Below are 25,470 nucleotides of genomic sequence, written 5' to 3'. Positions count from 1 at the left end.
GAGTGAACGTGCTGCGTGTCGCTGTGCCGAACAAGGGAGCGCTCGCCGGGGCCGCCTCGGAGATGCTCGGTGAAGCGGGCTACCGGCAGCGACATGAGCAGCGCGACCTGACCGTGCTGGACCCGGCCAACGAGGTCGAGTTCTTCTTCCTCCGCCCGAAGGACATCCCGATCTACGTCGGCTCCGGCGAGCTGGACCTCGGCATCACCGGCCGGGACCTGGCGCTGGACTCGGGCGCGCCGGTGGAGGAGAAGCTGGCGCTCGGCTTCGGTGGTTCGACCTTCCGCTACGCCGCGCCGGCCGGCCGCGACTGGCGGCCCGCCGACCTGCACGGCAAGCGGCTGGCCACTTCCTACCCGCGGCTGGTCCGCGACGACCTCGCCCGCCAGGGCATCGAGGCCGAAGTGATCCGGCTCGACGGCGCGGTGGAGATCTCCATCCAGCTCGGCGTGGCCGACGCGGTGGCCGACGTGGTCGGCTCCGGCCGGACCCTGCGCCAGCACAACCTGGTGGCCTTCGGCGACCCGATCTGCGTGTCGGAGGCGGTGCTGGTGCAGCGCACCGGCGGGGCCGCCACCAAGGCCAAGGACCAGCTGGCCGCCCGGCTGCGCGGGGTGGTCTTCGCCCAGCAGCACATGATGCTGGACTACGACTGCCCGCGGTCGCTGCTGGACACCGCGATCGCCATCACCCCCGGCCTGGAGTCGCCGACCGTGGCGCCGCTGGCCGACCAGGACTGGGTGGCGGTGCGCGCGATGGTGCCGCGCAAGGAGGTCAACCGGATCATGGACGAGCTGGCCGAAGCCGGGGCCAAGGCGGTGCTGGCCTCGGACATCCGCTCCTGCCGGCTGTAGCCCGCGAGTGGGGAGCGCGCTCACCGCGTTCGCGCCGATCTGGGCGCTGACCGGGCTCGGCTATCTGCTGAGCCGGTTCGGCGTGCTCGGTGACCGCGCGGACGCGGTGCTCACCCGGTTGGCCTTCCAGGTGGCCATGCCCGCGGTGCTGTTCAGCACGCTGATCGGCACGCCGTTCTCGGCGCTGGCCGACCGCGGCCTGCTGGTCTTCGTGCTGGGCACCGCGCTGGTCGCGCTGCTCGCGTTCAGCCTGTCCACCTGGGTGTTCAAGCGGCGGCGCGCCGAGCGCACGCTGTCCGCGGCGGCGGCGAGCTACGTCAACGCGGGCAATCTCGGCATCCCGGTGGCGTTGCAGGTGCTGGGCAGCTCGTCGTTCATCGTCGCGGTGCTGCTGTTCCAGTCGCTGCTGATGATGCCGTCGATGCTGGCGTCCATCGAGTCGGACGTGCCGCGTGACGACGGCCCGCGCTGGCGGCGCCTGGTGCTGCTGCCGGTGCGGAACCCGGTGATCGCCGCGTCCATGCTCGGCCTGCTGGTCGGCGGCATCGGCATCCCGCTGCCCGCGGTGGTGCTCGAGCCCATCCACACCCTCGGCGACGCCGGGGTGGCCTGCGCGCTGCTGGTGCTCGGCATGTCGCTGCGGGGTGACCAGGTCGCGGCCGGTCCGGTGGGGGAGCGGCGGCGCGTGGAGCTGGTCGTGGTGGTGGTGCTCAAGGCGCTGGTGCAGCCGGGCATCACGCTCGGCGCCGGGTTGCTGCTCGGGCTGCCCGGCCCATCGCTGTTCGCCGCGGTGCTCTGCTCGGCGCTGCCGACCGCGCAGAACGTGTTCATCGCGTCCAGCCAGTACGCCGTCGACGTGCGGTTCGTCCGGAACTGCGTGCTGATCTCGACCCTGCTGTCGATGGGCTCGCTGACCCTGATCGCCTGGCTGCTCGGCGGCGCGGTCACCTAGCGAGGGCCGAGGCTCGGCTCAGCGGGGTGGCCGGGGGCGCTTCGGCATCAGGTCGTAGAGCTTCTTCCGCGCGCCGTTGTCGTTGACGCTGCGCGTGTGCGCCACCTCGGTGATGAAGTCCTCGAAGACGAACTCCGTCTCGGCGGGCACCAGCTGGGCCACCGGCTGGCTCTGCCGCCGCTCCTCCAGCGCCCTGGCGATCTGGTGGAAGGCCACCGCCTGCGCGGTCTCCGGCGCGAAGGTGGTCACCGGCACGCCCCGGATGGCCGCCTCGTTCATCACCACACCGAGCGGCACGTGCGCCAGCATCGGGATGCCGAAGGTCTGCAGCTCGTTCATCGCGGTCACCGCGTAGGTCGACATCGGCCGCCGGTACAGCCCGGGGACCAGGCCGAAGTAGGTGATCGGGCCGCGGCCGACGCTCTGCTGGACGTAGCCGAGCTGGTCGTTGAGCAGCCGCAGCGCGCGGATGCTGGTGCGGTCGGGCTGCACCGGGACCAGGATGCCGTGGGTGGCGGTGAGCGCGTTGTTCGTCAGCACGTCCAGCGCCGGCGGGCAGTCGATGATCACGTGCTCGTAGTTGGCGAACTGGATCACCCTGGCCAGCTGCCAGCCGGGCACGCGGAACTGGTCCAGCCGCCGGATCAGGTCGAACATGCCCGGTGAGGTCGGGATGACGTCGAAGGCACCACCGCGGCCGATGTTGCTGCGCGGGTGGCTGACGATCAGGTCCTCGACCGGGCCCTTCCACATCTTGGTCAGCGCCTTGGCCATGCTCGGCTGGTTCGGCCCGGCCTCGGGCAGCCCGAGCATCTCCGTGGTGGCGTGCCCCTGGGGGTCGAGGTCGATGAGCAGGACGCGGCGGCCCTGCTCGGCGAGCGCGGCGGCCGCGCCGACACTGAGCGCGGTCTTGCCGACCCCGCCTTTCTGGTTGACCACCGAGGTGATCTGCATGCCAGGGGACTCCCGCGTGCTCGTGGTTGGCTCGATGAGGCAGGCTATTGGATCCGCCGCCCCAGCGGTGGGATATCCGTGGTGCGGCGTTCAGCGAGGGCGCACCAGCAGCGCCTGCGCCCCGGTGGCGACCTGCCCGCCGGGGTCGTGCAGCCGGCTGGTGGCGGTGCCGATGCCGTCCGGCCCGACCACCGTGCGCGCGTCCAGCCCGATCCACTCACCGGCGGGTTCGCGCTGGATGTGCACGGTGAGCTCGCTGTTGATGAACCACCAGCGGCGCGGGTCGAGGTAGTTGGACACCCCGTTGCCGGAGTCGGCCACCGCGAACAGCCGCTGCAGCGGGCTCGGCTTCTCCCCGCCGACCAGCGCGACACGCTGGCGCACCCAGACCGTGGCCGGGCCGGGGTCGATCATCGAGCCGCGGACCGCCCGCCACTCCATCGCGTCGAGATAGCCGCCCAGCCAGTGCTCCGGCCAGCCGGCGGGCTCGGCCCGCTCGGGCGGGGGCAGCGGCTCGGCGCCGCCGGCGACCACCTCCGAGCTGTCCGAGGTGACCAGCCGCCACGCGGACGCCCTGGCCACCACCTTCTCGCCCGCGCTCAGTTCCGCGGAGAGCAGCTCGACCGAGCGGCCCGGCCGCTCCAGCCGCGACCGCACGGTCAGCTCGGTCAGCGGCGCCGGGCCGAGGATCTCCACGGTCACCCTGGCCAGCCTGCTCTCGCGGGCGGCGGGCACCTCTTCGAGCGAGCGCACCAGCAGCGCCGACGGCGGCCCGAAGTGCTGCGCGCCGGGCGACCAGGGACCCGCGGTGTGCTCGGTGGGGGCGAACCGCCCGTCCCCGAGCGGTTCGTAGAAGGCCGTCATTCAGTCCGCCCGATCCAATGCCGTTTCCTCGCCGGCATCCGGTTCCGGCCAGCCGGGATAGGCCGGTGGCGTGCCGCCGAACTCCGGGCAGTGTGCCTGATGGTCGCACCAGGCGCACAACTTGCTCGGGTTCGGCCGGAAGTCACCGGTCTTGCCCGCCTTGAGAATGGCCTGCCAGATGGCTTCCAGGGTGCGCTCGAACCGGCGCAGCTCGGCCTCGTCCGGCGCGTAGGTCAGCGCCTGCCCGTCGGTCAGGTACATCAGCTTGAGCTGGCGCGGCACCACCCCGCGCAGCCGCCACAGCACCACCGCGTAGAACTTCATCTGGAACATCGCCTTGGCCTCGCCGATCTCACGCGGCGCGGCCCCGGTCTTGTAGTCCACCACCCGGATCTCGCCGGTGGGCGCCACGTCGAGCCGGTCGATGTAGCCGCGCAGCAGCACACCGGAGCCCAGTTCGGTCTCCACGTGCAGCTCGCAGGCCTCCGGTTCGAGGCGGGCCGGGTCCTCCAGCTGGAAGTAGGCGTCGACCAGCTTGCCAGCCGAGCGCAGCCAGGCGTCCACCTCGGTCTTGTCGGCGTTTTCGGCGTTGTCCCCGCCGAACAGCTCCATCCACTCGGGAAGCAGTTGCTCGGACAGCTCGCTCCAGGCCGGGACCAGCAGTTCCTGCGCCCGGTCGCGCTGGCGCTCGGCCTGCGGCAGGGCGAACAGCTTCTCCAGCACCGAGTGCACCAGGGTGCCCCGCAGCTGCGCCTTCGTCGGCGTCTCGGGCAGCTTGTCCACCGCGCGGAAGCGGTAGAGCAGCGGGCACTGCTTGAAGTCGCTGGCTCTCGACGGCGACAGCGCGGGACGGCGGCGTACCTCGGGCTCGGCGGGCGCGGCTTCGGTGTTCGCGGTCGGCAGGGGCGCTGACATACCCGCACCCTAGGACAGGGGTACGACAACCAGCGGGCCGGGCGCGCGGGGAGGGGCCGGATCACCGCTTTCCCACACGCGGCGTTCTAGGCTGTCCGGCGTGACCACCAACAGCGGTTCGGTACGGCCGTCCCCGCGCCGGGAGACGGCGCTGGACGGCGGCCTGCTGCTGTTCCGCGTCGACGGGGTGCCGGTGCTGCTGGCGCCGTCGTGGTGGGTCGGCTCGCTGCTGGTGGTGGTGCTGTACGCGCCGCTGGTGGAGCGGCTGCTGCCCGGCGCGGGCCCGGTCACCTCGTGGACGCTGGCGGCGGCCTTCGCGGTGCTGCTCGGGCTGTCCGTGCTCGCCCACGAACTGGGGCACTGCGTGGTCGCGCTGCGGCTGGGCATCCCGGTCCGGCGGCTGCGGTTGTTCCTGCTCGGCGGACTGTCCGAAGTGGCCAGAACCCCGCGCAAGCCGGGGCAGGAGGGCCTGGTCGCCGCGGCGGGCCCGGTGGTTTCGGTGCTGCTGGCCGGGATCTGCGCGCTGCTGCTGCTCGCCGTGCCCGAAGGCGGCGCGGCCTGGCTGCTGGTGGCGCAGTGCGCGGTGGCCAATCTCGCGGTCGCGGTGTTCAACCTGCTGCCCGGCCTGCCGCTGGACGGCGGGCGCATGCTCCGCGCCGGGGTGTGGGCGGTCACCGGCACGCGGTCCACCGGCACCAAGGCCGCGGTGTTCGGCGGCGGCGCGGTCGCGGTGGGCCTGCTGGTGTGGGCGATCTGGGGGCTGGCCAGCGACAGCGACGACAAGTGGCTGCGGCTGGGCGTGTGCGTGGTGACCGCGTGGTTCGTCGCGATGGGCGCCAGCGCGGAACTGGCCGCCGAGACCCGCCGCGGCTGGCCGGACGGGCTGGAGCTGGCCGACCTGGTGCGCCCGGTGCTGCAACTGCCCGCGGAGAGCCCGGTGTCCGACGCGCTGGCCGCCTCGGCCGGGCGCGGGGTGGTGCTGGTGCGTGCCGACGGCGTGGCCGCCGGGCTGCTCGACGCGACGGCCGCCGAACGGCTGGCCGCGCAGTCCCCGCAGTCACCCGCGGAACTGGCCGCCGAGCCGATCCGGGCCGAGTCGGTGCTGCTGCTGTCCGAACCGGGGGACGACATCGCCGAGCGCGTGCGCGAGACAGCGGCGTGGCAGTTCCTGGTGGTCGACGACGAGGGCAGGCCAGCGGGTGTGCTGCGGCGCGAGGACCTGCGCGCGGCGATGAGCGGGCGGCGTCCCGCCTGACAGCCCGCGGACCGGGTCTGAAAGGATCTGGCTTCCGCTGGTGATCAGGAGGTTCGCACGTTGGCGTCGGCAGGGGGCCCGTTTCGGGTTGGTGATCGGGTGCAGCTGACGGACCCGAAGGGGCGGCACTACACGATGGTGCTGACCGAGGGCGGCGAGTACCACACCCATCGCGGCGCGCTGGCGCACGACCAGCTGATCGGGCAGCCGGAGGGGTCCATCGTGGTCTCCGCCGGTGGGACCTCGTACCTGGCGCTGCGGCCGCTGCTGCCGGACTACGTGCTGTCCATGCCGCGTGGCGCGCAGGTGATCTACCCGAAGGACGCCGCGCAGATCGTGATGTGGGGCGACATCTTCCCGGGCGCGCGCGTGCTCGAGGCCGGTGCCGGTTCCGGGGCGCTGACCTGCTCGCTGCTGCGGGCGGTCGGGTCCGAGGGCAGTGTGACCTCGTTCGAGGTGCGCGACGACCACGCCGAGCACGCGGTGAAGAACGTCGAGCGGTTCTTCGGGGAGCGGCCGGCGAACTGGCACCTGACGGTCGGGGACGTGGCGCAGCACACCGGTGAGGTGGACCGGGTGGTGCTGGACATGCTGGCGCCGTGGGACGTGCTGCCCGCGGTGCGGCGGAACCTGGTGCCCGGTGGGGTGCTGACCGTGTACGTGGCGACGGTGACGCAGCTGTCGCGGGTCACCGAGGCGCTGCGGGAGGAGCAGTGCTGGACCGAGCCGGAGTCGTGGGAAACCCTGATGCGACCGTGGCACGTGGTGGGGCTGGCGGTGCGGCCGGACCATCGGATGGTGGCGCACACCGCGTTCCTGCTCACCACGCGCCGCCTGGCCGACGGTGTCACCCCGCTGAAGCTGAAGCGCCGCCCCAGCAAGGGCTGAGTCCGGGGGCGCGCCTGGCGGACGCTATGAATGTGGCTTTCATTGCGCCAGACGCAATGAAAGCCACATTCATAGCGTGAGCGGCTCCCGCCGAGCCTGCCGCCGCCCGGGCTCCGGCTCCCCGCCGCCGGGCTTCCGGCCGGCCCCTGCCTGCCCGATCCTCCGCCCCAGATGTCACGAATGTGGCTTTCGAGACGCCCAACGTCTCGAAAGCCACATTCGTGACACTTGAGCCCCGGCGCTCAGCCTGGGATGCACCACTTCGCGCGTTGCTTGACCAGCTTGAACGGGGTCTCCTTGAAGTTGCCCCCGCCTTCCACGCGTACCGTCACCGTGGCGCTGTCCCCGTTGATCTCCACCGGCTTCGCCAGTTTCGCGGTGATGTCGCCGGCGCGGTCCCAGGTGTCCTGCAGCCCGGTGACGTCCTCCGGCTTCTGGACGTTGCACGCGATCGTCGCGTACTTCTGCGCGTCCTTGGTGTTCAGCGCGTCGATCACCACCTGACCGGCCGCCTCCGGGGTGTCCTCACCGCGCCCGGTCGCCGCGCTCGACGGGGCGGGCTTCGAAGACGGCGCGGGCGTCGAGGCCGCGGGCGGCGGCAGTGCGGGTGGCGGCTGCTGGGCCGCGGGTGGCTCTTCGTCGCCGCCGGTGAGCACGAGGACGAGCGTGACCGCCACGCCGACGAGGAGCACCGCCCCGATCACCAGTCCGGCGATCAGCCCGCGGTTCTTCTGCCTTGCGGAGTTCGGCTCACCGGGCCAGCCGCCCGGCGGCGGATACGGCGGCGGATACTGCTGGTGCGGCGGATACTGTCCGTAACCATCGTGGGGTTGCTGCCCGTACGGGTTCGGCGGTTGGCTCATCACGGTCCCTTTCGCGCGGTGCCCGGCTCAGCTGCCCACGCACCACCGCGAGGCGTCCTTCTTCAGCTTGATCGGCGACTTCTGCGACTCGCCCTGGTAGGTCAGTTCGGCGTCGATGGTAGCCGTGCTGCCGCTGACCACCGGCTCGCCGACGAGCCTCGCCTCGACCCCCTGCGGCATCTCGTCGATGTCGGCCTGGGTGACGGTTTCGGGGCTGCAGGCCACTTCCTTGGCCAGGCTGACGTCGCGGTCGTTGATCGCGTCGATCGCTTTCTGGCCCGCCGCCTTCACTTCGGACTTGTCCGCGGGCGAACCGGTGTCGCCGCTGTTACCGCCCGGCTTGCTCGCGCTCGGCTTGCCCGAGGCGGGCGGCGGTGCCTGGCCGCCCGGCTGCTGCGGGGCTGACGTGGGATTCTGCGGCGCGGCCTGAGGTGCGGGCTCGTCTTCACCGGTGAGCAGCAGGATGGCCGCGACCGCCCCGCCGACCACCACGACGGCCCCGATCACCAGCCCGACGATCAGGCCCGTTTTCTTCTTTTTGGGCGGTTCCCCGCCGAACCCGCCGGGCTGCTGCTGACCGCCGCCGAAGGCGTCCCACCCCTGTTGCTGCTGCGCATAGGGGTCCGGTGCCTGCTGCCACCCCTGCTGCTCCCAGCCGCCGGTCTGGGGTTGCTGCGGACCGCCGCCGAAGGCGTTCCACCCCGGTGCCTGGCCGCCGGCCGGGTACTGCTGCTGGGGACCACCCGGTTGGCCCTGGTGACCGGGCTGGCCGTACGGCCCGGGGCTTCCCGGGTGCTGCGGTGGATACGTCATTTCTGCCCCCTGGGAAGTCGGTGCACATCCGGATCGTGGCGCGAGCGATGTAGACGCACGGTAGCGGTCGGCGTTCTTTCGCCTTTACCGGGTTGGACCATTGCGCTCGGGGGAACCCCGTGATCCCGGTGCGACGCGCCGATCCTGTGATGCGGATAGGGCTTCTCAAGTCGGTGATCGCCGGTACCGTGGACTGAAAAGCACTCCGAGGAGGTGCCGACATGCAACACGACCTTCCCGGAGGTCGGCCGGAGGACGCCGACCCATCAGAACCGAGTGGAGCTGGGAACACGTCGGATGAGCAGGCACGACAGGTCCGTTTCCTGGAAGAGGAAGTCGCCCTGCTGCGCCGTAAGCTGACCGATTCACCTCGTCAGAACCGGGTGCTGGAGCAGCGGCTGGCCGAGGCGTCGGAACGGGTCAGTCAGCTGACCGAACGAAATAACAAATTGGTCGAGACGCTGCGTGAAGCACGCGGCCAGCTGCTCGCTCTCCGTGAGGAGGTCGACCGGCTCGCGCAGCCGCCGAGCGGATATGGAGTATTCCTGGCCGCGTTCGAGGACGGCACGGTCGACGTGTTCACCTCCGGCCGGAAGATGCGCGTGTCGGTCTCGCCCGCGGTCGAGGTGGAGACGCTGCGGCGCGGGCAGGCGCTGCGCCTGAACGAGGCGCTGACCGTGGTCGAGGGCGGCGGCTTCGAGCAGACCGGTGAGGTGTGCGCGCTCCGCGAGGTGCTCGCCCCCGAGGTCCCCGGTGGCAGCTCGCGGGCGCTCGTGGTCGGACACGCGGACGAGGAGCGGGTGGTCTACCTCTCCGACCCGCTGGCCGAGCAGACGCTCAAGCCGGGCGACTCGCTGCTGGTCGACTCGAAGGCCGGCTACGCCTACGAGCGCGTGCCGAAGGCCGAGGTCGAGGACCTCGTGCTGGAGGAAGTCCCCGATGTCAGCTACGAGGACATCGGCGGGCTCGGGCGGCAGATCGAGCAGATCCGCGACGCGGTGGAGCTGCCCTTCCTGCACTCGGACCTGTACCTGGAGTACCAGCTGCGGCCGCCGAAGGGCGTGCTGCTCTACGGCCCGCCGGGCTGCGGGAAGACGCTCATCGCCAAGGCGGTGGCGAACTCGCTGGCCAAGAAGGTCGCGCTGGCCAGGGGCGACGATCCGGGCGACGGCTCGGAGGCGAAGTCGTACTTCCTCAACATCAAGGGCCCGGAGCTGCTCAACAAGTTCGTCGGGGAGACCGAGCGGCACATCCGCCTGATCTTCCAGCGGGCGCGCGAGAAGGCCTCCGAGGGCACGCCGGTGATCGTGTTCTTCGACGAGATGGACTCGATCTTCCGCACCCGCGGCAGCGGGGTGTCCTCCGACGTGGAGACCACCATCGTGCCGCAGCTGCTGTCCGAGATCGACGGTGTGGAAGGGCTGGAGAACGTCATCGTCATCGGCGCCTCCAACCGCGAGGACATGATCGACCCGGCGATCCTGCGGCCGGGCCGGCTGGACGTGAAGATCAAGATCGAGCGTCCGGACGCCGAGGGCGCGAAGGACATCTTCTCCAAGTACCTGCAGGAGGGGCTGCCCATCCACGCCGACGACCTGGCCGAGTTCGGCGGGGACCCGAAGGCGACCTTCGACGCGATGATCCAGCACACCGTCGAGCGGATGTACGAGGAGAGCGACGAGAACCGCTTCCTCGAGGTCACCTACGCCAACGGGGACAAGGAGGTGCTCTACTTCCGCGACTTCAACTCGGGCGCGATGATCCAGAACATCGTGGACCGGGCGAAGAAGGCGGCGATCAAGTCGGTGCTGGAGACCAAGCAGCCCGGCCTGCGCGTGCAGCACCTGCTGGACGCCATCGTCGACGAGTTCGCGGAGAACGAGGACCTGCCCAACACCACGAACCCGGACGACTGGGCCCGGATCTCCGGCAAGAAGGGCGAGCGGATCGTCTACATCCGCACGCTGGTCACCGGCAAGAACCAGGACTCCGGCCGGGCGATCGACACGGCGACCAACACCGGCCAGTACCTGTAGGAATCCGCGGGAGCGAAGCGGCAGCGGCTTTCCATCAAGGGCGGTGCCCCGGAGCGATCCGGGGCACCGCCCGTCCATGTGCCCGGCGGGTCCGGAACCGCCGATTCTTGTATAACGCCCTATACTGCGGGGCCATGAGCGGTGATGAGTATCCGTCCCCCGAGCCGCCGGTGACCCCGGCCCAGATCAACGAGTGGCTGCGGACGGTGGCCGAGTCCGCCCGGCGCGGCGAGCTGAGCGCGGACGAATTGATCGGACTTCTCGGCCAGTTGCGGGCCGCCTCCACGGCCTGCGCGAACGCGTCGGACTGGGCCCTGCTGGCGGCCAGGGAGGCCGGGGCGAGCCTGCGGCAGATCGCACCGGTGTTCGGGAAGGGTTATGTTCGCGCGCCGGCCGCGCGGCTGGAAAAACTGCACCGGCAGGTGCTCAACTCGGACCAGTTCCTGGAGCTGCTGCGGCGGAAGGAAAGCGGGGAGAGCTGACGCTCGCGCGTTCGAACGCCGCGTGTTTTCCGGGATATGGAAAATCGGGGAAACCTCCGCGAGTTTTTTCCGCGAGCGGGTTCACCGCGGTGGCCGGGCACTCCGGGTGACCGCGCCGGGCGGGCCGCTAGGCCGGTCGGGGAGGGCCCTTGACGAGCTGTGAAGCGGATCACTACAGTCGGGCTCGTTATTAGTAAGGAAAGTTTCCTGTCTATTTCCGCCGCCCTGGTCAGAGAGGAAAAACTCGTATGGGTTGGGACAGCATCCGGCGCCGCGCGGCGGCGGTCGTCTCGGCGGCCTTCCTGCTGCCGGTCGCGGTGGCCGGTAGCGCGCAGGCAGCGCCGGAACCGGCGGCGATCACCGCGCTGCCACCGGGTTCGCCCGCGGCGGTCAACGGCCAGCTGAAGGTCTGCGGCTTGCAACTGTGCAACCAGTACGGCAAGCCGATCCAGCTGCGCGGCATGAGCACGCACGGCATCCAGTGGTACGCCCAGTGCGTCAAAGCCGCCTCGCTGGACGCACTGGCGAACGACTGGAAGGCCGACGTCCTCCGGATCTCGATGTACATCCAGGAGGGCGGCTACGAAACCGATCCGGCGAAGTTCACCGGCATGGTGCACAACTACATCGAGGAAGCCACCAAGCGCGGCATGTACGCGCTGGTCGACTGGCACCAGCTCACCCCGGGGGACCCCAACTACAACCTGAGCCGCGCCAAGACCTTCTTCACCGAGATCGCCAAGCGGCACAAGGACAAGACCAACATCATCTACGACATCGCGAACGAGCCGAACGGGGTGAGCTGGGCGGGCATCAAGAGCTACGCCGAGCAGATGATCCCGGTCATCCGCGCCCAGGACCCGGACGGCGTGGTGCTGGTGGGCACGCACGGCTGGGCCTCGCTCGGTGTCTCCGACGGCCGCACCGAGGCCGACATCGTGAACAACCCCATCAAGGCCAGCAACTTCATGTACACGTTCCACTTCTACGCGGCCTCCCACAAGGACGAGTACTTCAACGCGCTCACGCGGGCCGCGTCGAAGCTGCCGCTGTTCGTCACCGAGTTCGGGACGCAGACCTACACCGGTGACGGCGGGAACGACTTCGCCTACTCGCAGAAGTACCTGGACTTCCTGGCCAGCAAGAAGATCAGCTGGACGAACTGGAACTTCTCCGACGACTCCCGGTCGGGCGCGGTGTTCAAGCAGGGCACCTGCGCCGGCAACAGCTTCACCGGCACCGGGCCGCTGAAGCCGGCCGGGGTGTGGATCCGCGACCGGATCCGGTCGGCGGACAACTTCCCGACGAGCTGACGCGACCGGCATTCCGGCCCCACTGCGGGTCCCCGGGTTACCGTCTCCCCGTGGCGGAAAATCCGGAGATCGCAGTGGGGCTGGCCGCGCTCGGCAGGCCCGCGTACATCAACCTCGGCCGCGAGGGCGCGCTGCCGCGCGAGCGTGACGTGGCGTCCATGCGCGCGGCCACCTGGGAGGTGCTCGACGCGGCCTACGCGGCCGGTGTGCGCTGGGTGGACGTGGCGCGGTCCTACGGCCGTGCCGAGGAGTTCCTGGCCGGCTGGCTCGGCGACCGCGGGCACGCCGACGTGACGGTGTCCAGCAAATGGGGTTACGCCTACGTCGGCGACTGGCGTCTCGACGCCGGTGTGCACGAGGAGAAGGAGCATTCGCTCGCGCGCTTCGAGCGGCAGTGGGCGGAGAGCGGCGAGCTGCTCGGCTCGCGGATTTCGCTCTACCAGGTGCATTCGCTGACCCTCGACAGTCCACTTTTCACCGATGGCGCGCTGCTGGACCGGCTCGCCGCGCTCGCCGCCACCGGGGTGCGGGTCGGCTTCTCCACCTCCGGCCCGGCGCAGGCGGAAACCGTGCGGCGCGCGTTCGAGCTGGAGCGGTCGGGGCAGCGGGTCTTCACCGCCGTGCAGTCCACCTGGAACCTGCTCGAACCGTCCGTGGGGGAGGTGCTCGGCGAAGCACGCGCGGCGGGCAACCTGGTGATGCTGAAGGAAACTCTGGCCAACGGCAGGCTCGTCGCCGAGCCACCGGCGCTGGTCACCGAGGTGGCCGCCGCGCACGGGGTCACCGCCGACGCGGTGGCCCTCGCGGCCGCGCTCGCCCAGCCGTTCGCGGACGCGGTGCTCGCCGGTCCGGCCAGCGTCGCCCAGCTCGAGTCGAACCTCGGCGCCGCCAGGGTTTCGCTCGGCGACACGGAAATCCAGGGGCTGCTGGCGCTGCGCGAACCGGCGGAGGAGTACTGGGCCCACCGAGCCGGGCTGGAGTGGAACTAGATACAGTCTCCGCGGTACGGACAGCGGAACCCGAGGGGGTTGCAGGTTGCGTCAGGTGCAGGTGGCCGCGCTCGCGGCCACGGCGGTCGCGTTCGCCGGGCTGGCCGGGTGCGCCGACCGGCCGAACGACCTCGACACCTACTACGACGACCCGGTTCCCTCCTCGGCGCCGGCCATGCCGCCCGCTCCACCACCCGCCCCGGCCGCGGCACCGCCGGCCCAGCAGCGCGCCGCCACCGCGCCCGCGCTGCTGACCGACGCCGACGTCGCCGCCGAAGAGGTCCGCCAGGCCGCCAAGCCGGCCACCCCGTCGAAATGCCTGGCACCGCTGGTCGACCAGGTGCCGGAGGACCAGCGCGAGCGCGCCGACTGGCAGTACCGCTCGGGTGCCTCGCTGAGCCACCAGGTGCTTCTCACCCGTGGCGCGGCCGAAGCGGTCACCCGGCTCATCTGCTCGGGCGCCACGCCGGTCCAGCTCACGCCCACCGGCGCCGAGGCGCAGCGGGCGTGGTGCGAGACGGACAAGGGCGCGGCGGTGTGCACCGTGCTGCTGGCCCGCGGGGACGTCATCTCGGCGGTGCAGGTCGCCGCGAGCACCCAGGCCCGCGCCACCGACGCGGCGAAGCGGCTGGCACCGATCAGCGCCGCCGCGCTGGTCCGCGTCTCGTCCTGAGCTTCACGGCTCGAAGCGGCGGAACCATTCGAGAACGCCGAGCCTGCCGTCCGGGATGAGCGAGCTGGCCGGATCCTCGGCCCAGCGGCGCAGTTCCGCCAGTTCGAGCCACTCACCGGAGACGATCTCCTCGGGCTGGTGCGTGATCGGACCGTCCCACCTGGCCTCGAAGGCGAAGTTGTGGCAGCGCATCGGCGGCTGGTCGTAGACGTGCACGAACAGCGGCTCCAGCGGCACGCCGCGAATGCCCAGTTCCTCGGCCAGTTCGCGCCGCGCGCAGTCGGCGGGCGTCTCACCGGCGGCGACCACCCCGCCCGCCCAGCAGTCGTAGGTACCGGGAAAGACGTCCTTGGTGTCCGTGCGCAGGTGCACGTAGACCTTCGCGCCGTCCGGCGAGCGCACCAGCACCACGCCCGCGGCGTGCCACAGCCCTTCGGCCCGCACCCGCGAGCGCGGGGCCGCGCCGACCGCCACGCCGGATTCGTCGTACACCGCGACCAGTTCATCGTTCACGACACGCATCCAAACGCGGCTACCTGGGAGTTGTCACGCCCCCCGGCCCCCGTAGGGTGGACGCCATGAGGCGGATCATGGGAACCGAGGTCGAGTACGGCATCGCGGTGCCGGGCGATGCGACGGCCAACCCGGTGTTGACCTCCACCCAGGTGGTGCTGGCCTACGCGGCCGCGGCGGACATCCCGCGCGCCCGGCGGGCCCGGTGGGACTACGAGGTGGAGTCGCCGCTGCGCGACGCCAGGGGGTTCGACCTCGCCGGGCCAGGCACCCCGGGGCACGACCCCGACGTGGAGGACCTCGGCGCGGCCAACGTCATCCTGACCAACGGCGCCCGGCTCTACGTCGACCACGCGCACCCCGAGTACTCCGCGCCCGAGGTGACCAACGCGCGCGACGCGGTGATCTGGGACAAGGCGGGGGAGCGGGTGATGGAGGAGGCCGCGATGCGCGCGGCCACCGTGCCCGGCCAGCCCCCGCTGCAACTGTACAAGAACAACGTCGACGGCAAGGGCGCCAGCTACGGCACCCACGAGAACTACCTGATGGCCAGGTCCACCCCGTTCACCTCGGTGATCTCCGGGCTCACCCCGTTCTTCGTCTCGCGCCAGGTGATCACCGGCTCCGGCCGCGTCGGCATCGGCCCGCAGGGCGAGGAAGCCGGGTTCCAGCTCTCGCAGCGGTCGGACTACATCGAGGTCGAGGTCGGCCTGGAGACCACGCTCAAGCGCGGCATCATCAACACCCGCGACGAGCCGCACGCCGACGCGGACAAGTACCGCAGGCTGCACGTGATCATCGGCGACGCGAACCTGGCCGAGTACTCCACCTACCTCAAGCTCGGCACCACCGCGATCGTGCTGGACATGATCGAGTCCGGGATGCGCTTCGACCAGCTCAAGCTGGACGAGCCGGTGCGCGCGGTGCACCAGATCAGCCACGACCCGACGCTCAAGACCAAGGTCGAGGTGGCCGGCGGGCGCAAGTTCACCGGGCTGGACATCCAGTTCGCCTACCACGAGCTGGCCTCGGAGTTCCTGGACCGCACCGGCGGTGACACCCAGTCCAAGGACGTGCTGCGGATCTGGGGCGAGGTGCTCGACGCGCTGGCCCGCGACCCGGCCGAGTGCGCCGACCGGCTGGACTGGCCCGCCAAGCTGCGCCTGCTGGAGGGCTACCGCGCTCGCGACCAGCTCAACTGGGGCGCGCCGCGGCTGCACCTGGTCGACCTGCAGTACTCCGACGTGCGGCTGGACAAGGGGCTGTACAACCGCCTGGTCACCCGCGGCTCGATGAAGCGGCTGGTCACCGAGGAGGAGGTGCGCGCGGCGATCACCACCCCGCCGTCGGACACGCGGGCCTACTTCCGCGGCCGCACCCTGGAGAAGTACGCGACCTCGATCGCGGCGGCGTCCTGGGATTCGGTGATCTTCGACGTCGGCCGCGAGTCGCTGGTGCGTATTCCCACGCTGGAGCCCCTGCGCGGGACGAAGGCGCACGTCGGCAAGCTGCTGGACGACTCGGCGACCGCTGAGGAACTGGTCGAGGCGCTCACCGGTTCGGACTAGAGAGCGACCCAGGAGTGATCCAGTGGTGGCACCGAATGTCGGTTCGAGCGGATAGGCTTGAGAACAACGGCCACACCGGGAGGCGAGATGGCTCAGGAAAAGATCGAGCGGCACGGCGGCGGTGACTCCGACGAAGAGGTCGAGGGCGGTGCCCCGGCCGGTCAGGAACGCCGCGAAAAGCTCGGCGAGGACGTGGACACCATCCTCGACGAGATCGACGACGTGCTGGAGGAGAACGCCGAGGACTTCGTCCGCGCCTATGTGCAGAAGGGCGGGGAGTAGTCTCCCGCGCGCACACCGGTCCCGCTGATCTTCGCTGATGGGAAAAACGAGCACGTATGGACAACACCTCGAACCACTCGGGCTTCGCGCTGCCCGCGTCGTACCTGACGACGACCACCTCGTCGTTCACCGACTTCCTGCGCGCGGAGGCCCCGGACCTGCTCCCCGGCCGCCGCGGCGCCGGTGCCGGGGCGGGCGGGCTGGACGTGCCGCACGGCACGACCATCGTCGCGGTCACCTTCGCCGGCGGTGTGCTGATCGCCGGTGACCGGCGGGCGACCTCGGGCAACCTGATAGCGACGCGGGACATGGACAAGGTCTACGTCACCGACGAATACTCGGCGGTCGGCATCGCCGGCACCGCCGGGCTCGCGCTGGAGATGGTCCGGCTGTACGCGGTGGAGCTGGCCCACTACGAGAAGCTCGAGGGCGTGTCGCTGTCGCTGGACGGCAAGACGAACAAGCTGTCCATGATGGTCAAGGCCAATCTGGACGTGGCCATGGCCGGGCTCGCGGTGCTGCCGCTGTTCGTCGGGTACGACACCGAGGCGGCCGACCCCAAGCGCGGTGGCCGGATCGTCTCCTACGACGTGACCGGCGGGCGGTACGAGGAGCACGGCGGTTACCACGCCATCGGCTCCGGCTCGCTGTTCGCCAAGTCGTCGCTGAAGAAGCTGCACGACCCGGACGCGGACCTGGAAGGGGCCGTGCGGGTGGCGGTGGAGGCGCTCTACGACGCCGCCGACGACGACACCGCGACCGGCGGGCCCGACCTGGTGCGCCGGATCTTCCCGACCGCGGTCACCATCACCGCCGAGCAGGGCGCGGTGCGGCTGCCCGCCGAGCAGGCCGAGGCGGTGGCGGAGGCGGTCGTCAACGATCGCGCGCAGCGCCCCGGCCGTCAGGGCTGAGTAAGACTTCCGAGTTCGAGAGAGAGTGGAGCCACCGCAGTGACGATGCCGCTGTACGCGTCGCCCGAGCAGCTGATGCGCGAGCGTTCCGAGCTCGCGCGCAAGGGCATTGCCAGGGGACGCAGTGTCGTGGTGCTGAAGTACGCCGGTGGCGTGCTGTTCGTGGCCGAGAACCCGTCGACCACGCTGCACAAGGTGTCGGAGATCTACGACCGCATCGGCTTCGCCGCGGTCGGGCGGTACAGCGAGTTCGAGAGCCTGCGCCGCGGCGGGATCAAGTACGTGGACCTGCAGGGGTACCAGTACGACCGCCGCGACGTGAACTCGCGGGCGCTGGCGAACGTCTACGCCCAGACCCTCGGCGCGATCTTCACCGACCAGCTCAAGCCGTACGAGGTGGAGATCTGCGTGGCCGAGGTGGGTGCCACCCCGGCCGAGGACCAGCTCTACCGGCTGACCTACGACGGTTCCATCGGCGACGAGCCGCGGTTCGTGGCGATGGGCGGGCAGACCGACCCGATCACCTCGAAGCTGAAGGACACCTACGAGGAGGGGCTGGAGCTGCGTGCCGCGCTGGCGGTGGCGGTGGCCGCGCTGAAGACCAGCGCGCCGAACACCTCGTCGGCGTCGGGTTCCGGGACCGGCAACATCAACGGTGGCGGCGGTGACGTCGGCAAGCTCGAGGTGGCGGTGCTCGAACGCGAGCGCCCCGGCCGGGCGTTCCGCCGGATCACCGGTGCCGCGCTCGAAGCGCTGCTGCCGAAGCCGGAGAAGGCCGAGGAGTCCGAAGCGGACAAGTCCGAAAAGGACAGCGACAAGCCCGGCGAACCCCCCGCCGACGACAAGAAGTAACCAGCCGGACCGGCCCTGCACGCTAGGAATGTGGCTTTCATTGCGGAATCCGCAATGAAAGCCACATTCATAGCGTCGTCGGGCCGCGCGCCGCTCAGAGCCGGTACAGCGCCAGCGCGCTCGGCTGCGACTTGAAGTGGAAGTGCGAGCCGAGCGGCCCGACCTCCCCGTCGGTGGCCACGCGGCGGTTGCCGTTGAGCAGCTTGACCTCCAGCTCCGGCACGTCGAACTCGCGGTAGACGTGGCTGGTGCCGAGCGTGTTGGTCAGCGCGGCGGCGATGAACCTGGCCCGCGAGTACGGCACGTCCGCCCGCAGGTACCGCACGTCCAGCAGCCCGGTGTCCAGCGCGGGCCGGTGCGCCGGGGCGAAACCCTTCGGGATGTACGGGCCGTTGCCGACGAAGATCAGCCAGACCGAGGTCCGGTGCCCGTTCAGCTCGACCTCCAGTGGCCGCGCCTTGCGCAGGCTGCGCACCATGGCGATCGCCGCGGCCGGCCACTTGGGCAGCTTGTCCTGCAGTTTCTCCCGCATCCGGACCATTTCCGGGTACCCGCCGATGCTGGCCGTGTTGACGAACCAGCGGCGGTCGCTGCCGGTGACCCCGTCCACGGTGACCTCGCCGAGGTCCATGCCGACCGCGGCGCCCGCCTCGGTGGCCGCGTCGGCGTCCGGCATGGACCGCACGCCGACGTCGCGGGCGAAGTGGTTCAGCGTGCCAGCCGGGATGAGCGCGAGCGGCAGCTTGTGCTCGGCGGCCACCGATGCGACCGCGGCCACCGTGCCGTCACCGCCCGCTACGCCGAGCGCGCGCACGGTGCCGCGGCGCTCGATCTCGGCGGTGAGCTGCTCGCGGATGTCGCGGTCGGCGTCGGGATAGATGATGGTCGCCTTGGGCCAGGCGAACCGCACGTCCTCGGTGGGGTCCTGCCCGTCGATCCCGGACCGCGGGTTGACCAGGGCGAGCATGTCCTCGCCGTCCACCATCACCGGGGCTTCGGCGGGGTGCGCGGTGTCGCCGGGCACCGTCGGGTGCACTGGCCACCAGTGCCGGGTGGCGAAGGCCGCGCCGATGCCGATCAGCGCGCCGGCGCCGACGTCGCTCGGCCAGTGCACGCCGGTGTGCACCCGCGAATAAGCCACCGCGGCCGCCACCGGCACGACGGCCAGGCCGAGCAGCGGTGACTCCATCGCCACGGCGGCGGTGAACGCGGCCGCCGACGCGGAGTGCCCGGACGGGAACGAGGACGACGTGGGCCGCTTGACCAGGCGCCGGTGCTCGGGCACCTCCTCGGCGGCCGGGCGGCGGCGCGGGAACAGCGGCTTGCCGATCAGGTTCGCGGTCAGGCTGGCCCCGCCGATGGCGACCACCCCGCGCAGCGCGGCGCGCCTGCCGGTGCCCTTGCGGGCGCCCATCACCGCGGCCACCACCCACCACAGCCTGCCCTTGTTCGCGGAACGTGTCAGCGCCATCAGTGCGCGGTCGGCGGGGGTCCTGGGGAGCGCGGCGCTGCGGCGGACCAGAGCCCGGTCGGTCTCGCCGACCTGGCGCAGCGGGCGCTTGATGTGCCTGAACACGTGGTGCAACGTAACCGACGCAACGCCGACGCCCGAACGGCGCACCGACTTGGGGGCACTTGCGCATACTCTGGTGACATGCAGCGGCGGATCTTTGGGATCGAGACAGAGTTCGGGGTGACCTGCACCTTCCACGGACAGCGCAGGTTGTCGCCGGACGAAGTGGCCAGGTACCTGTTCCGGCGGGTGGTTTCGTGGGGGCGTTCGTCCAACGTGTTCCTGTCGAACGGCTCGCGGCTCTACCTGGACGTCGGATCCCACCCGGAGTACGCGACGGCCGAATGCGACGACCTGACGCAGCTGGTCACGCACGACAAGGCGGGGGAGCGGATCCTCGAGGACCTGCTGGTCGACGCCGAGCGCAGGCTGGGCGACGAGGGCATCGGCGGCGACATCTTCCTGTTCAAGAACAACACCGACTCGGCGGGCAACTCCTACGGCTGCCACGAGAACTACCTGGTCACGCGGGCCGGTGAGTTCTCCAGGATCGCCGACGTGCTGCTGCCGTTCCTGGTCACCAGGCAGCTGATCTGCGGCGCGGGGAAGGTGCTGCAGACCCCGCGCGGTGCGGTGTACTGCCTGTCCCAGCGCGCCGAGCACATCTGGGAAGGTGTGTCGAGCGCCACAACCCGGTCGCGGCCGATCATCAACACCCGCGACGAGCCGCACGCGGACGCCGAGCGCTACCGCAGGCTGCACGTCATCGTCGGCGACTCCAACATGGCCGAGCCGACCACCCTGCTCAAGGTGGGGGCGGCGAACCTGGTGCTGGAGATGATCGAGCAGGGCGTGCAGTTCCGCGACTTCACGCTGGACAACCCGATCCGCGCGATCCGCGAGATCAGCCACGACCTGACCGGGCGGCGGCAGGTGCGCCTGGCCGGTGGCCGCGAGGCGTCGGCGCTGGAGATCCAGCGCGAGTACTACGCGCGGGCCGCCCAGCACGTGAAGACCAACGGCTCGGGCGCGACCGCCGAGCGCGTGGTGGAGCTGTGGGGCCGCGCGCTGGACGCGGTCGAGACGCAGGACTTCTCGAAGATCGACACCGAGATCGACTGGGCGATCAAGCACCGGCTGGTGGAGCGGTACCGGTCCAAGCACGACCTGGACCTGTCCAGCCCGCGCATCGCCCAGCTGGACCTGGCCTACCACGACATCCGGCGCGGCCGCGGCATCTTCGACCTGCTGCAGCGCAAGGGCCTGGTCCGCCGCGTGACCGACGACGGCGAGATCGAGGTGGCCAAGGACACCCCGCCGCAGACCACCAGGGCCAAGCTGCGCGGGGACTTCATCGCCGCCGCACAGGCCGCCCAGCGCGACTTCACCGTGGACTGGGTGCACCTGAAGCTGAACGACCAGGCACAGCGGACCGTGCTGTGCAAGGACCCGTTCCGCTCCGTCGACGAACGAGTCGAACGCCTTATCAGTTCGCTGTAATTTTCGCGAGGTCGCGCCGGTCACCGGGTGGGTGCCCGCCGGGCCGCCCAGCGGCACGGTGGGTGCCCGCCCGGTGACCGGCTCAAAAGCGACCTCGCCGTCGCGCCGGAGGCGCGACCAAAAACACGGTGGGCGGGCCCGGCCGTGCGCTGGTCAGGCTGGCACGCCGCGTCGGAACGCCGGGATGACCACGGCACCGACCACGATGTGCAGCAGGGCGAGCGTGAGGCGCGCGTCGAGCGGCCCGGTCGCCAGCAGCGGGCTGGCCAGCGACAGCACCATCACCCCGGCCGCGACGAACGTCCAGATCCGGCCCTTGCCACGGCGTTCGAGCAGCGCCAGCAGCCCCCAGCCGACCAGCGAAACCGCCACCGTGGCGATCAGGATGGTCACCAGGTCCACCGTCTGCGGGGCGGTGGCGCCGATGCTGGTCACGGTGAGGTCCACGCCGAGCACCGGCACGGCGAGCGTCCAGATCAGCGACACGGCGACGGCGGCGCCGACGATGCCGCCGACGCGGGTGAGGGCCTTCGACCCGGCCGGGGTTTCCTGGGCGGCGGAAGTGGTCATCACGGCCTCCTGAGGGGACTGGCGCGTGGATAACGCCGTTTGACGGGTTCGATTCGCACCTTATGGCCGTAGCGACGGCCCGCACTTCAACTGTTTGGTTGATGCCGCCCGCTTTGCGCGGGCCGCGAGGATCTGGTACTCACCGATCGCCGAACCGATGGGGGTAACCGCATGCGCAAGACCCGCCTGGCCGTGCTCACCGCCGCGCTGCTCGCCCTCACCGGGGCACCGGCGGCGGCCGATCCGCTGCCGTTGTGGCAGCTCACCCCGACCGGCGTGACCGCGCAACTGCGCGGGCTCGACGCGGTCAGCGCGCGGGTGGCGTGGGCCAGCGGCAGCAAGGGCACCGTGCTGCGCACCACCGACGGCGGCGATTCCTGGCAGCAGGTGGCCCCGCCGGGCACCGCGGCACTGGACTTCCGCGACATCGAGGCCTTCGACGACCGGCGCGCGGTGGTGATGTCGGCGGGCACCGGCACGGCCGCGAAGATCTACCGCACCGACGACGGCGGCGCGAGCTGGCGGCTGTCCTTCGAGAACACCGACGAGCGCGCCTTCTACGACTGCATCGCCTTCTTCGACCACCGGCGCGGCCTGGCGATGAGCGATCCGGTGGACGGCCGCTTCCGCATTCTGTCCACTGAGGACGGTGGACGGAACTGGGCGGAGGTGCCGCCGGACGGCCTGCCGCCCGCGTTGCCCGCCGAGGCCGGGTTCGCCGCGAGCGGCCAGTGCCTGACCACCGAGGGCCCGAAGGACGCGTGGTTCGGCACCGGCGGGGACGCCGCGGCACGCGTGTTCCACTCGCGCGACGGCGGTCGCACGTGGACGGTCAGCGAGACACCGCTGCTGAGCAGCCCGTCGGCCGGGGTGTTCGCGCTGGGCTTCCGCGACCGCCTGCGCGGCGTCGCGATCGGCGGCGACTACGCCAAGCCCGCCGAGCCGGTGCCCGCGCTCGCGCTGACCCGCGACGGCGGGCGCAGCTGGGAAAAGCCCGCCGCGCCGCCCGTCGGTTACCGGTCGGGCGTCGCGTGGCGTCACCACGCGCTGCTGGCCGTCGGCCCGACCGGCAGCGACGTCAGCTTCGACGGCGGCAGGCACTGGCGGTCGTTCGACACCGGCAGCTTCGACAGCGTCGAATGCACCGCGCGCGGCGCGTGCTGGGCTTCCGGCGCGGGCGGCCGCGTCGCCAAGCTCGGCTGAGCACGCGCGGGCACGGCGCGCCCGGGCGCGAGGGGTGCACCTCACCAACGGCCGCCGGGCAGCGAGCTACTGTGTCCTGGTGTCCACCGCCCGCGCCGAGCGCCTGGTCAATCTGGTGCTCGCCCTGCTCGCCACCCGGCAGTACCTGACCGCCGAGCGGATTCGCGGCATCGTGCCCGGTTACGCCGATGCCGCGACCGAAGACGCCTTCTTCCGGATGTTCGAGCGGGACAAGACCGAGCTGCGGGAGCTGGGCATCCCGCTGGAAACCGGGCGCAACTCCGGCTTCGACCCGGTCGAGGGCTACCGGATCGCCCGCCGCGACTACGAACTCGGCGAGATCGACCTGGCCCCCGACGAGGCCGCTGCGGTGGCGCTCGCGGTGCGCCTGTGGGATTCGCCGGAGCTGACCGGGCAGGCGCAGGCGGCGCTGGTGAAGCTGCGTGCCGCCGGGGTCGAGGTGGACCAGCACGCGCAGCCGGTGGTCGAGCCGCGCGTGCGCACCGAGCCCGCGTTCTCCCCGCTGCTGGCCGCGGTGCAGGCCGGGCGGCCGGTGAAGTTCGAGTACCGCCGCAGCGACTCGCCGGAGCGCAAGCTGCGCACGGTCGAGCCGTGGGGCGTGATCTCCTGGAAGGCACGCTGGTACGTGGTCGGCCACGACCGCGACCGCCGGGCCACCCGGTGCTTCCGGCTGTCCAGGATCAGCGGCGAGGTGCGGGCCTTCGGCAAGCCGGGGGAGGTCCGGCGGCCGGAGAACGTGAACCTGCTCGAGTACGTCGCGGGCGCGGTCGATCCCGCGCCGAGCCCGACCACCCCGGCGCTGCTGTGGGTGGCCGACCGGCGCGCGGCCGGGGTGCGGCGGCGGGCGAAGCCGGTGGACCGGATGACCGTGGACGGCATCGACGGCGACGTGATGGAAATCGAGCTGCTCTACCCGGAAAGCGCCGCCGACTGGATCGCCGGGCACGCGCCGGACGTGCTGGTGCTCGAACCGGACGTGCTGGCCAAGGCGGTCCGCGGCAGGCTGGAGGCGATCGCGCACGGGATCGGGGCGGGCCGGTGAGCCGGGGGTCCACCGAGCGCATGCCGCGGCTGCTGGCGCTGGTCCCGTACCTGCTGGCCCGGCCGGGCATCGAGATCGCCGAGGCCGCGCGCGACTTCGGGGTGAGCCCGCGCCAGCTGCGCAAGGACCTCGAACTGCTCTGGATGTGCGGGCTGCCCGGGTACGGTCCCGGCGACCTGATCGACCTGTCCTTCGAGGGCGACACCGTCACCGTCACCTTCGACGCCGGCATGCGCCGCCCGCTGCGGCTGACCGGCTCCGAGGCCACGTCCATGCTGGTCGCGCTGCGTGCGCTGGCCGAGACACCCGGGGTGGTCGACAGCGCCGAGGGCGCCGACGGTGACGCGGTCAACCGCGCGATCGCCAAGATCGAGGCCGCGGCGGGCCAGGCGCGGCCGTCCGGCGTGGTGGTCGGCACCGGGGTGCGCGAGGCCGAGAACACCGCCCGCGCCCGGCGCACGGTCAGCGACGCGCTCAAGGCCCGCAAGGCGATGCGGATCCGCTACTACACCGCGTCGAAGGACGAGATCACCGAGCGCACGGTCGACCCGATGCGCCTGCTGATCGTGCAGACCTTCGGGTACCTGGAGGCCTGGTGCCGCCGCGCCGAGGGCGTGCGGTTGTTCCGGCTGGACCGCATCGACGCCGCCGAGGTGCTGGACGAGCCCGCCGCGCCGCCGCCGGACGCCCGGCCGACCGACATCTCGCACGGCGTGTTCACCGAACGCCCCGGCCAGGGCGAAGCCGACCTGGTGCTGGAACGCGACCAGCGCTGGGTGGCCGAGTACTACCCGTGCGAGGAGCTGGCCGAGCTCGACGGCGGCAGGCTGCGCGTGCGGATGCGCTACGGCGACGAGTCCTGGATGGTGCGCCTGGTGCTCGGGCTCGGCGGCGGGGCCAGGGTGGAGCGGCCCGCCGAGCTGGCGTCGGCTGTTCGACGCCGGGCCGCCGAAGGACTGGCCAGGGCACGTCACCTGCCGGTCACCTGATTCCAGTACGGTTGTCCTCGTGTCCTACATGCTGAGCATCGTGCTCGTGGTGATCGGGCTCGTCCTGCTCGCGGCCGTGGCGATTCGCCTGCGCCGAGGCTTGCGAACGCTCCGCCGCACCACCAGCATGGTGACTACGGCTGCCGGTGACCGTGCTGGGTTGCTGCGGGCGCGGTCGGCCGCGCTCGGAGTCGCCTTCGCGCAAAGGCGAAGCCAGCGTAAGATCCACACGATAGAGCGATAGGGAGGCCAGAGATGAACGCTCTGCAGCCGTGGCACCTGATCATCCTGGTTCTGGTCGTCGTCCTGCTGTTCGGTGCCAAGCGCCTGCCGGACGCGGCGCGGTCGATCGGCAAGTCGATGAAGATCTTCAAGGCCGAGACCAAGGACCTCAAGGACAAGGAGGCGCCGGAGGCGCCCGCCGAGACCGCCACCCCGGCCACGGAGACCAAGGCGCTGCCGCAGACCCCGGCGGGCACCGACAAGCAGGTCGCGGACCTGCAGCGGCAGCTCGACGAGCTGAAGAAGCAGCAGCCGGCCACCACGCCGTCGGACAACACGCCGAAGAACGCGGGCTGACCCCCCGCGCGGCACCGGCGCCAGGCCGCCGCACCGGTGCCGCGCCGGCGCTGTCCCCTTTCTCCCCAGTCCCAGT

At 71.3% G+C, this 25,470-nt stretch carries 27 protein-coding genes; 19 read left to right on the top strand and 8 right to left on the bottom strand.

What is annotated here, in order from left to right; all coding sequences use genetic code 11:
- Positions 1-8: 8 nt before the first annotated feature.
- On the top strand, positions 9-854 hold the full coding sequence (gene hisG, locus A4R43_RS10935) for an ATP phosphoribosyltransferase (protein WP_113692233.1): 846 nt from the start codon (positions 9-11) through the stop codon (positions 852-854).
- A gap of 7 nt (positions 855-861) precedes the next feature.
- Positions 862-1,806 carry an AEC family transporter gene (locus A4R43_RS10930; protein WP_113692232.1) on the top strand — a complete coding sequence of 315 codons (945 nt, stop codon included), beginning with the start codon at positions 862-864 and terminating at the stop codon, positions 1,804-1,806.
- An 18-nt stretch (positions 1,807-1,824) separates the two neighbouring features.
- Here the strand turns inward: A4R43_RS10930 and A4R43_RS10925 are convergent, their stop codons facing one another.
- The 3 genes from A4R43_RS10925 to A4R43_RS10915 all read right to left on the bottom strand — a co-directional run bounded on the left by A4R43_RS10925 (position 1,825) and on the right by A4R43_RS10915 (position 4,539).
- Entirely contained in the window at positions 1,825-2,760 is a 936-nt protein-coding gene (locus A4R43_RS10925) for a ParA family protein (RefSeq protein ID WP_113692231.1), read from the bottom strand.
- A 90-nt stretch (positions 2,761-2,850) separates the two neighbouring features.
- On the bottom strand, positions 2,851-3,624 hold the full coding sequence (locus A4R43_RS10920) for a thioesterase family protein (protein WP_113692230.1): 774 nt from the start codon (positions 3,622-3,624) through the stop codon (positions 2,851-2,853).
- Positions 3,625-4,539 (bottom strand): RecB family exonuclease, encoded by a 915-nt coding sequence (locus A4R43_RS10915; RefSeq protein WP_113692229.1) that lies wholly within the window; start codon positions 4,537-4,539, stop codon positions 3,625-3,627. It abuts the gene before it with no gap.
- A gap of 163 nt (positions 4,540-4,702) precedes the next feature.
- Between A4R43_RS10915 and A4R43_RS10910 the strand changes: the two genes are divergently transcribed.
- On the top strand, positions 4,703-5,794 hold the full coding sequence (locus A4R43_RS10910) for a site-2 protease family protein (RefSeq protein WP_162788819.1): 1,092 nt from the start codon (positions 4,703-4,705) through the stop codon (positions 5,792-5,794).
- Positions 5,795-5,854: 60 nt separating this feature from the next.
- Entirely contained in the window at positions 5,855-6,682 is an 828-nt protein-coding gene (locus A4R43_RS10905) for a tRNA (adenine-N1)-methyltransferase (RefSeq protein ID WP_113692228.1), read from the top strand.
- Between the two features lie 242 nt (positions 6,683-6,924).
- Here A4R43_RS10905 and A4R43_RS10900 read toward each other — a convergent pair whose 3' ends face one another.
- Positions 6,925-7,545, bottom strand: coding sequence for a hypothetical protein (locus A4R43_RS10900; protein ID WP_113692227.1), 621 nt, complete (start codon positions 7,543-7,545; stop codon positions 6,925-6,927).
- Positions 7,546-7,572: 27 nt separating this feature from the next.
- The gene (locus tag A4R43_RS10895) at positions 7,573-8,358 is read right to left on the bottom strand and encodes a hypothetical protein (RefSeq protein WP_113692226.1); all 786 of its coding nucleotides are present in this window, start codon (positions 8,356-8,358) and stop codon (positions 7,573-7,575) included.
- Positions 8,359-8,579: 221 nt separating this feature from the next.
- Here A4R43_RS10895 and arc point away from each other — a divergent pair, with 221 nt between their 5' ends.
- The 5 genes from arc (at position 8,580) to A4R43_RS10870 (ending at position 13,851) form a co-directional block, all read left to right on the top strand.
- A complete protein-coding gene (arc, locus tag A4R43_RS10890; RefSeq protein WP_113692225.1) occupies positions 8,580-10,394 on the top strand; it encodes a proteasome ATPase in 1,815 nt (604 codons plus the stop codon).
- 134 nt (positions 10,395-10,528) lie between these two features.
- Complete coding sequence (locus tag A4R43_RS10885; RefSeq protein ID WP_113692224.1) at positions 10,529-10,876, top strand: hypothetical protein; 348 nt, start codon at positions 10,529-10,531, stop codon at positions 10,874-10,876.
- A gap of 248 nt (positions 10,877-11,124) precedes the next feature.
- The gene (locus A4R43_RS10880) at positions 11,125-12,189 is read left to right on the top strand and encodes a glycoside hydrolase family 5 protein (RefSeq protein WP_113692223.1); all 1,065 of its coding nucleotides are present in this window, start codon (positions 11,125-11,127) and stop codon (positions 12,187-12,189) included.
- 50 nt (positions 12,190-12,239) lie between these two features.
- Entirely contained in the window at positions 12,240-13,178 is a 939-nt protein-coding gene (locus A4R43_RS10875) for an aldo/keto reductase (RefSeq protein ID WP_236808904.1), read from the top strand.
- Between the two features lie 55 nt (positions 13,179-13,233).
- Positions 13,234-13,851, top strand: a complete 618-nt coding sequence (locus A4R43_RS10870) for a hypothetical protein (RefSeq protein ID WP_113692222.1) — start codon at positions 13,234-13,236, stop codon at positions 13,849-13,851.
- A 3-nt stretch (positions 13,852-13,854) separates the two neighbouring features.
- Here A4R43_RS10870 and A4R43_RS10865 read toward each other — a convergent pair whose 3' ends face one another.
- On the bottom strand, positions 13,855-14,364 hold the full coding sequence (locus A4R43_RS10865; protein ID WP_236808901.1) for an NUDIX hydrolase: 510 nt from the start codon (positions 14,362-14,364) through the stop codon (positions 13,855-13,857).
- A 65-nt stretch (positions 14,365-14,429) separates the two neighbouring features.
- On the opposite strand from A4R43_RS10865, the gene dop reads away from it, so the two are divergent.
- The 4 genes from dop (at position 14,430) to prcA (ending at position 17,977) form a co-directional block, all read left to right on the top strand.
- Positions 14,430-15,932, top strand: a complete 1,503-nt coding sequence (dop, locus tag A4R43_RS10860) for a depupylase/deamidase Dop (RefSeq protein ID WP_113692220.1) — start codon at positions 14,430-14,432, stop codon at positions 15,930-15,932.
- An 87-nt stretch (positions 15,933-16,019) separates the two neighbouring features.
- The gene (locus A4R43_RS10855; RefSeq protein ID WP_113692219.1) at positions 16,020-16,214 is read left to right on the top strand and encodes a ubiquitin-like protein Pup; all 195 of its coding nucleotides are present in this window, start codon (positions 16,020-16,022) and stop codon (positions 16,212-16,214) included.
- Positions 16,215-16,270: 56 nt separating this feature from the next.
- On the top strand, positions 16,271-17,125 hold the full coding sequence (gene prcB / locus A4R43_RS10850) for a proteasome subunit beta (protein WP_113692218.1): 855 nt from the start codon (positions 16,271-16,273) through the stop codon (positions 17,123-17,125).
- A gap of 39 nt (positions 17,126-17,164) precedes the next feature.
- Entirely contained in the window at positions 17,165-17,977 is an 813-nt protein-coding gene (prcA, locus tag A4R43_RS10845) for a proteasome subunit alpha (RefSeq protein ID WP_113692217.1), read from the top strand.
- A gap of 94 nt (positions 17,978-18,071) precedes the next feature.
- On the opposite strand, the gene A4R43_RS10840 is transcribed toward prcA, so the two are convergent.
- The gene (locus A4R43_RS10840) at positions 18,072-19,448 is read right to left on the bottom strand and encodes a bifunctional phosphatase PAP2/diacylglycerol kinase family protein (protein ID WP_418190844.1); all 1,377 of its coding nucleotides are present in this window, start codon (positions 19,446-19,448) and stop codon (positions 18,072-18,074) included.
- 183 nt (positions 19,449-19,631) lie between these two features.
- Between A4R43_RS10840 and pafA the strand changes: the two genes are divergently transcribed.
- Positions 19,632-20,990 (top strand): Pup--protein ligase, encoded by a 1,359-nt coding sequence (gene pafA, locus A4R43_RS10835; protein WP_113692215.1) that lies wholly within the window; start codon positions 19,632-19,634, stop codon positions 20,988-20,990.
- Between the two features lie 153 nt (positions 20,991-21,143).
- Here pafA and A4R43_RS10830 read toward each other — a convergent pair whose 3' ends face one another.
- The gene (locus A4R43_RS10830; protein ID WP_113692214.1) at positions 21,144-21,560 is read right to left on the bottom strand and encodes a DUF6069 family protein; all 417 of its coding nucleotides are present in this window, start codon (positions 21,558-21,560) and stop codon (positions 21,144-21,146) included.
- A 171-nt stretch (positions 21,561-21,731) separates the two neighbouring features.
- Between A4R43_RS10830 and A4R43_RS10825 the strand changes: the two genes are divergently transcribed.
- The 5 genes from A4R43_RS10825 to tatA all read left to right on the top strand — a co-directional run bounded on the left by A4R43_RS10825 (position 21,732) and on the right by tatA (position 25,394).
- Complete coding sequence (locus A4R43_RS10825; protein ID WP_113692213.1) at positions 21,732-22,763, top strand: WD40/YVTN/BNR-like repeat-containing protein; 1,032 nt, start codon at positions 21,732-21,734, stop codon at positions 22,761-22,763.
- A 79-nt stretch (positions 22,764-22,842) separates the two neighbouring features.
- Positions 22,843-23,826 (top strand): helix-turn-helix transcriptional regulator, encoded by a 984-nt coding sequence (locus A4R43_RS10820; RefSeq protein ID WP_113697489.1) that lies wholly within the window; start codon positions 22,843-22,845, stop codon positions 23,824-23,826.
- A 20-nt stretch (positions 23,827-23,846) separates the two neighbouring features.
- Positions 23,847-24,815, top strand: a complete 969-nt coding sequence (locus A4R43_RS10815) for a helix-turn-helix transcriptional regulator (RefSeq protein WP_113697488.1) — start codon at positions 23,847-23,849, stop codon at positions 24,813-24,815.
- 28 nt (positions 24,816-24,843) lie between these two features.
- Entirely contained in the window at positions 24,844-25,059 is a 216-nt protein-coding gene (locus A4R43_RS10810) for a bacteriophage holin (protein ID WP_418190843.1), read from the top strand.
- Positions 25,060-25,070: 11 nt separating this feature from the next.
- Complete coding sequence (gene tatA, locus A4R43_RS10805) at positions 25,071-25,394, top strand: Sec-independent protein translocase subunit TatA (protein ID WP_113692211.1); 324 nt, start codon at positions 25,071-25,073, stop codon at positions 25,392-25,394.
- Positions 25,395-25,470 lie beyond the last annotated feature (76 nt).

This window comes from Amycolatopsis albispora, from assembly GCF_003312875.1.
Lineage (GTDB): Bacteria > Actinomycetota > Actinomycetes > Mycobacteriales > Pseudonocardiaceae > Amycolatopsis > Amycolatopsis albispora.
Note: the sequence above shows the minus strand (reverse complement) of the source record. Positions and strands in the feature narration are given on the sequence as shown.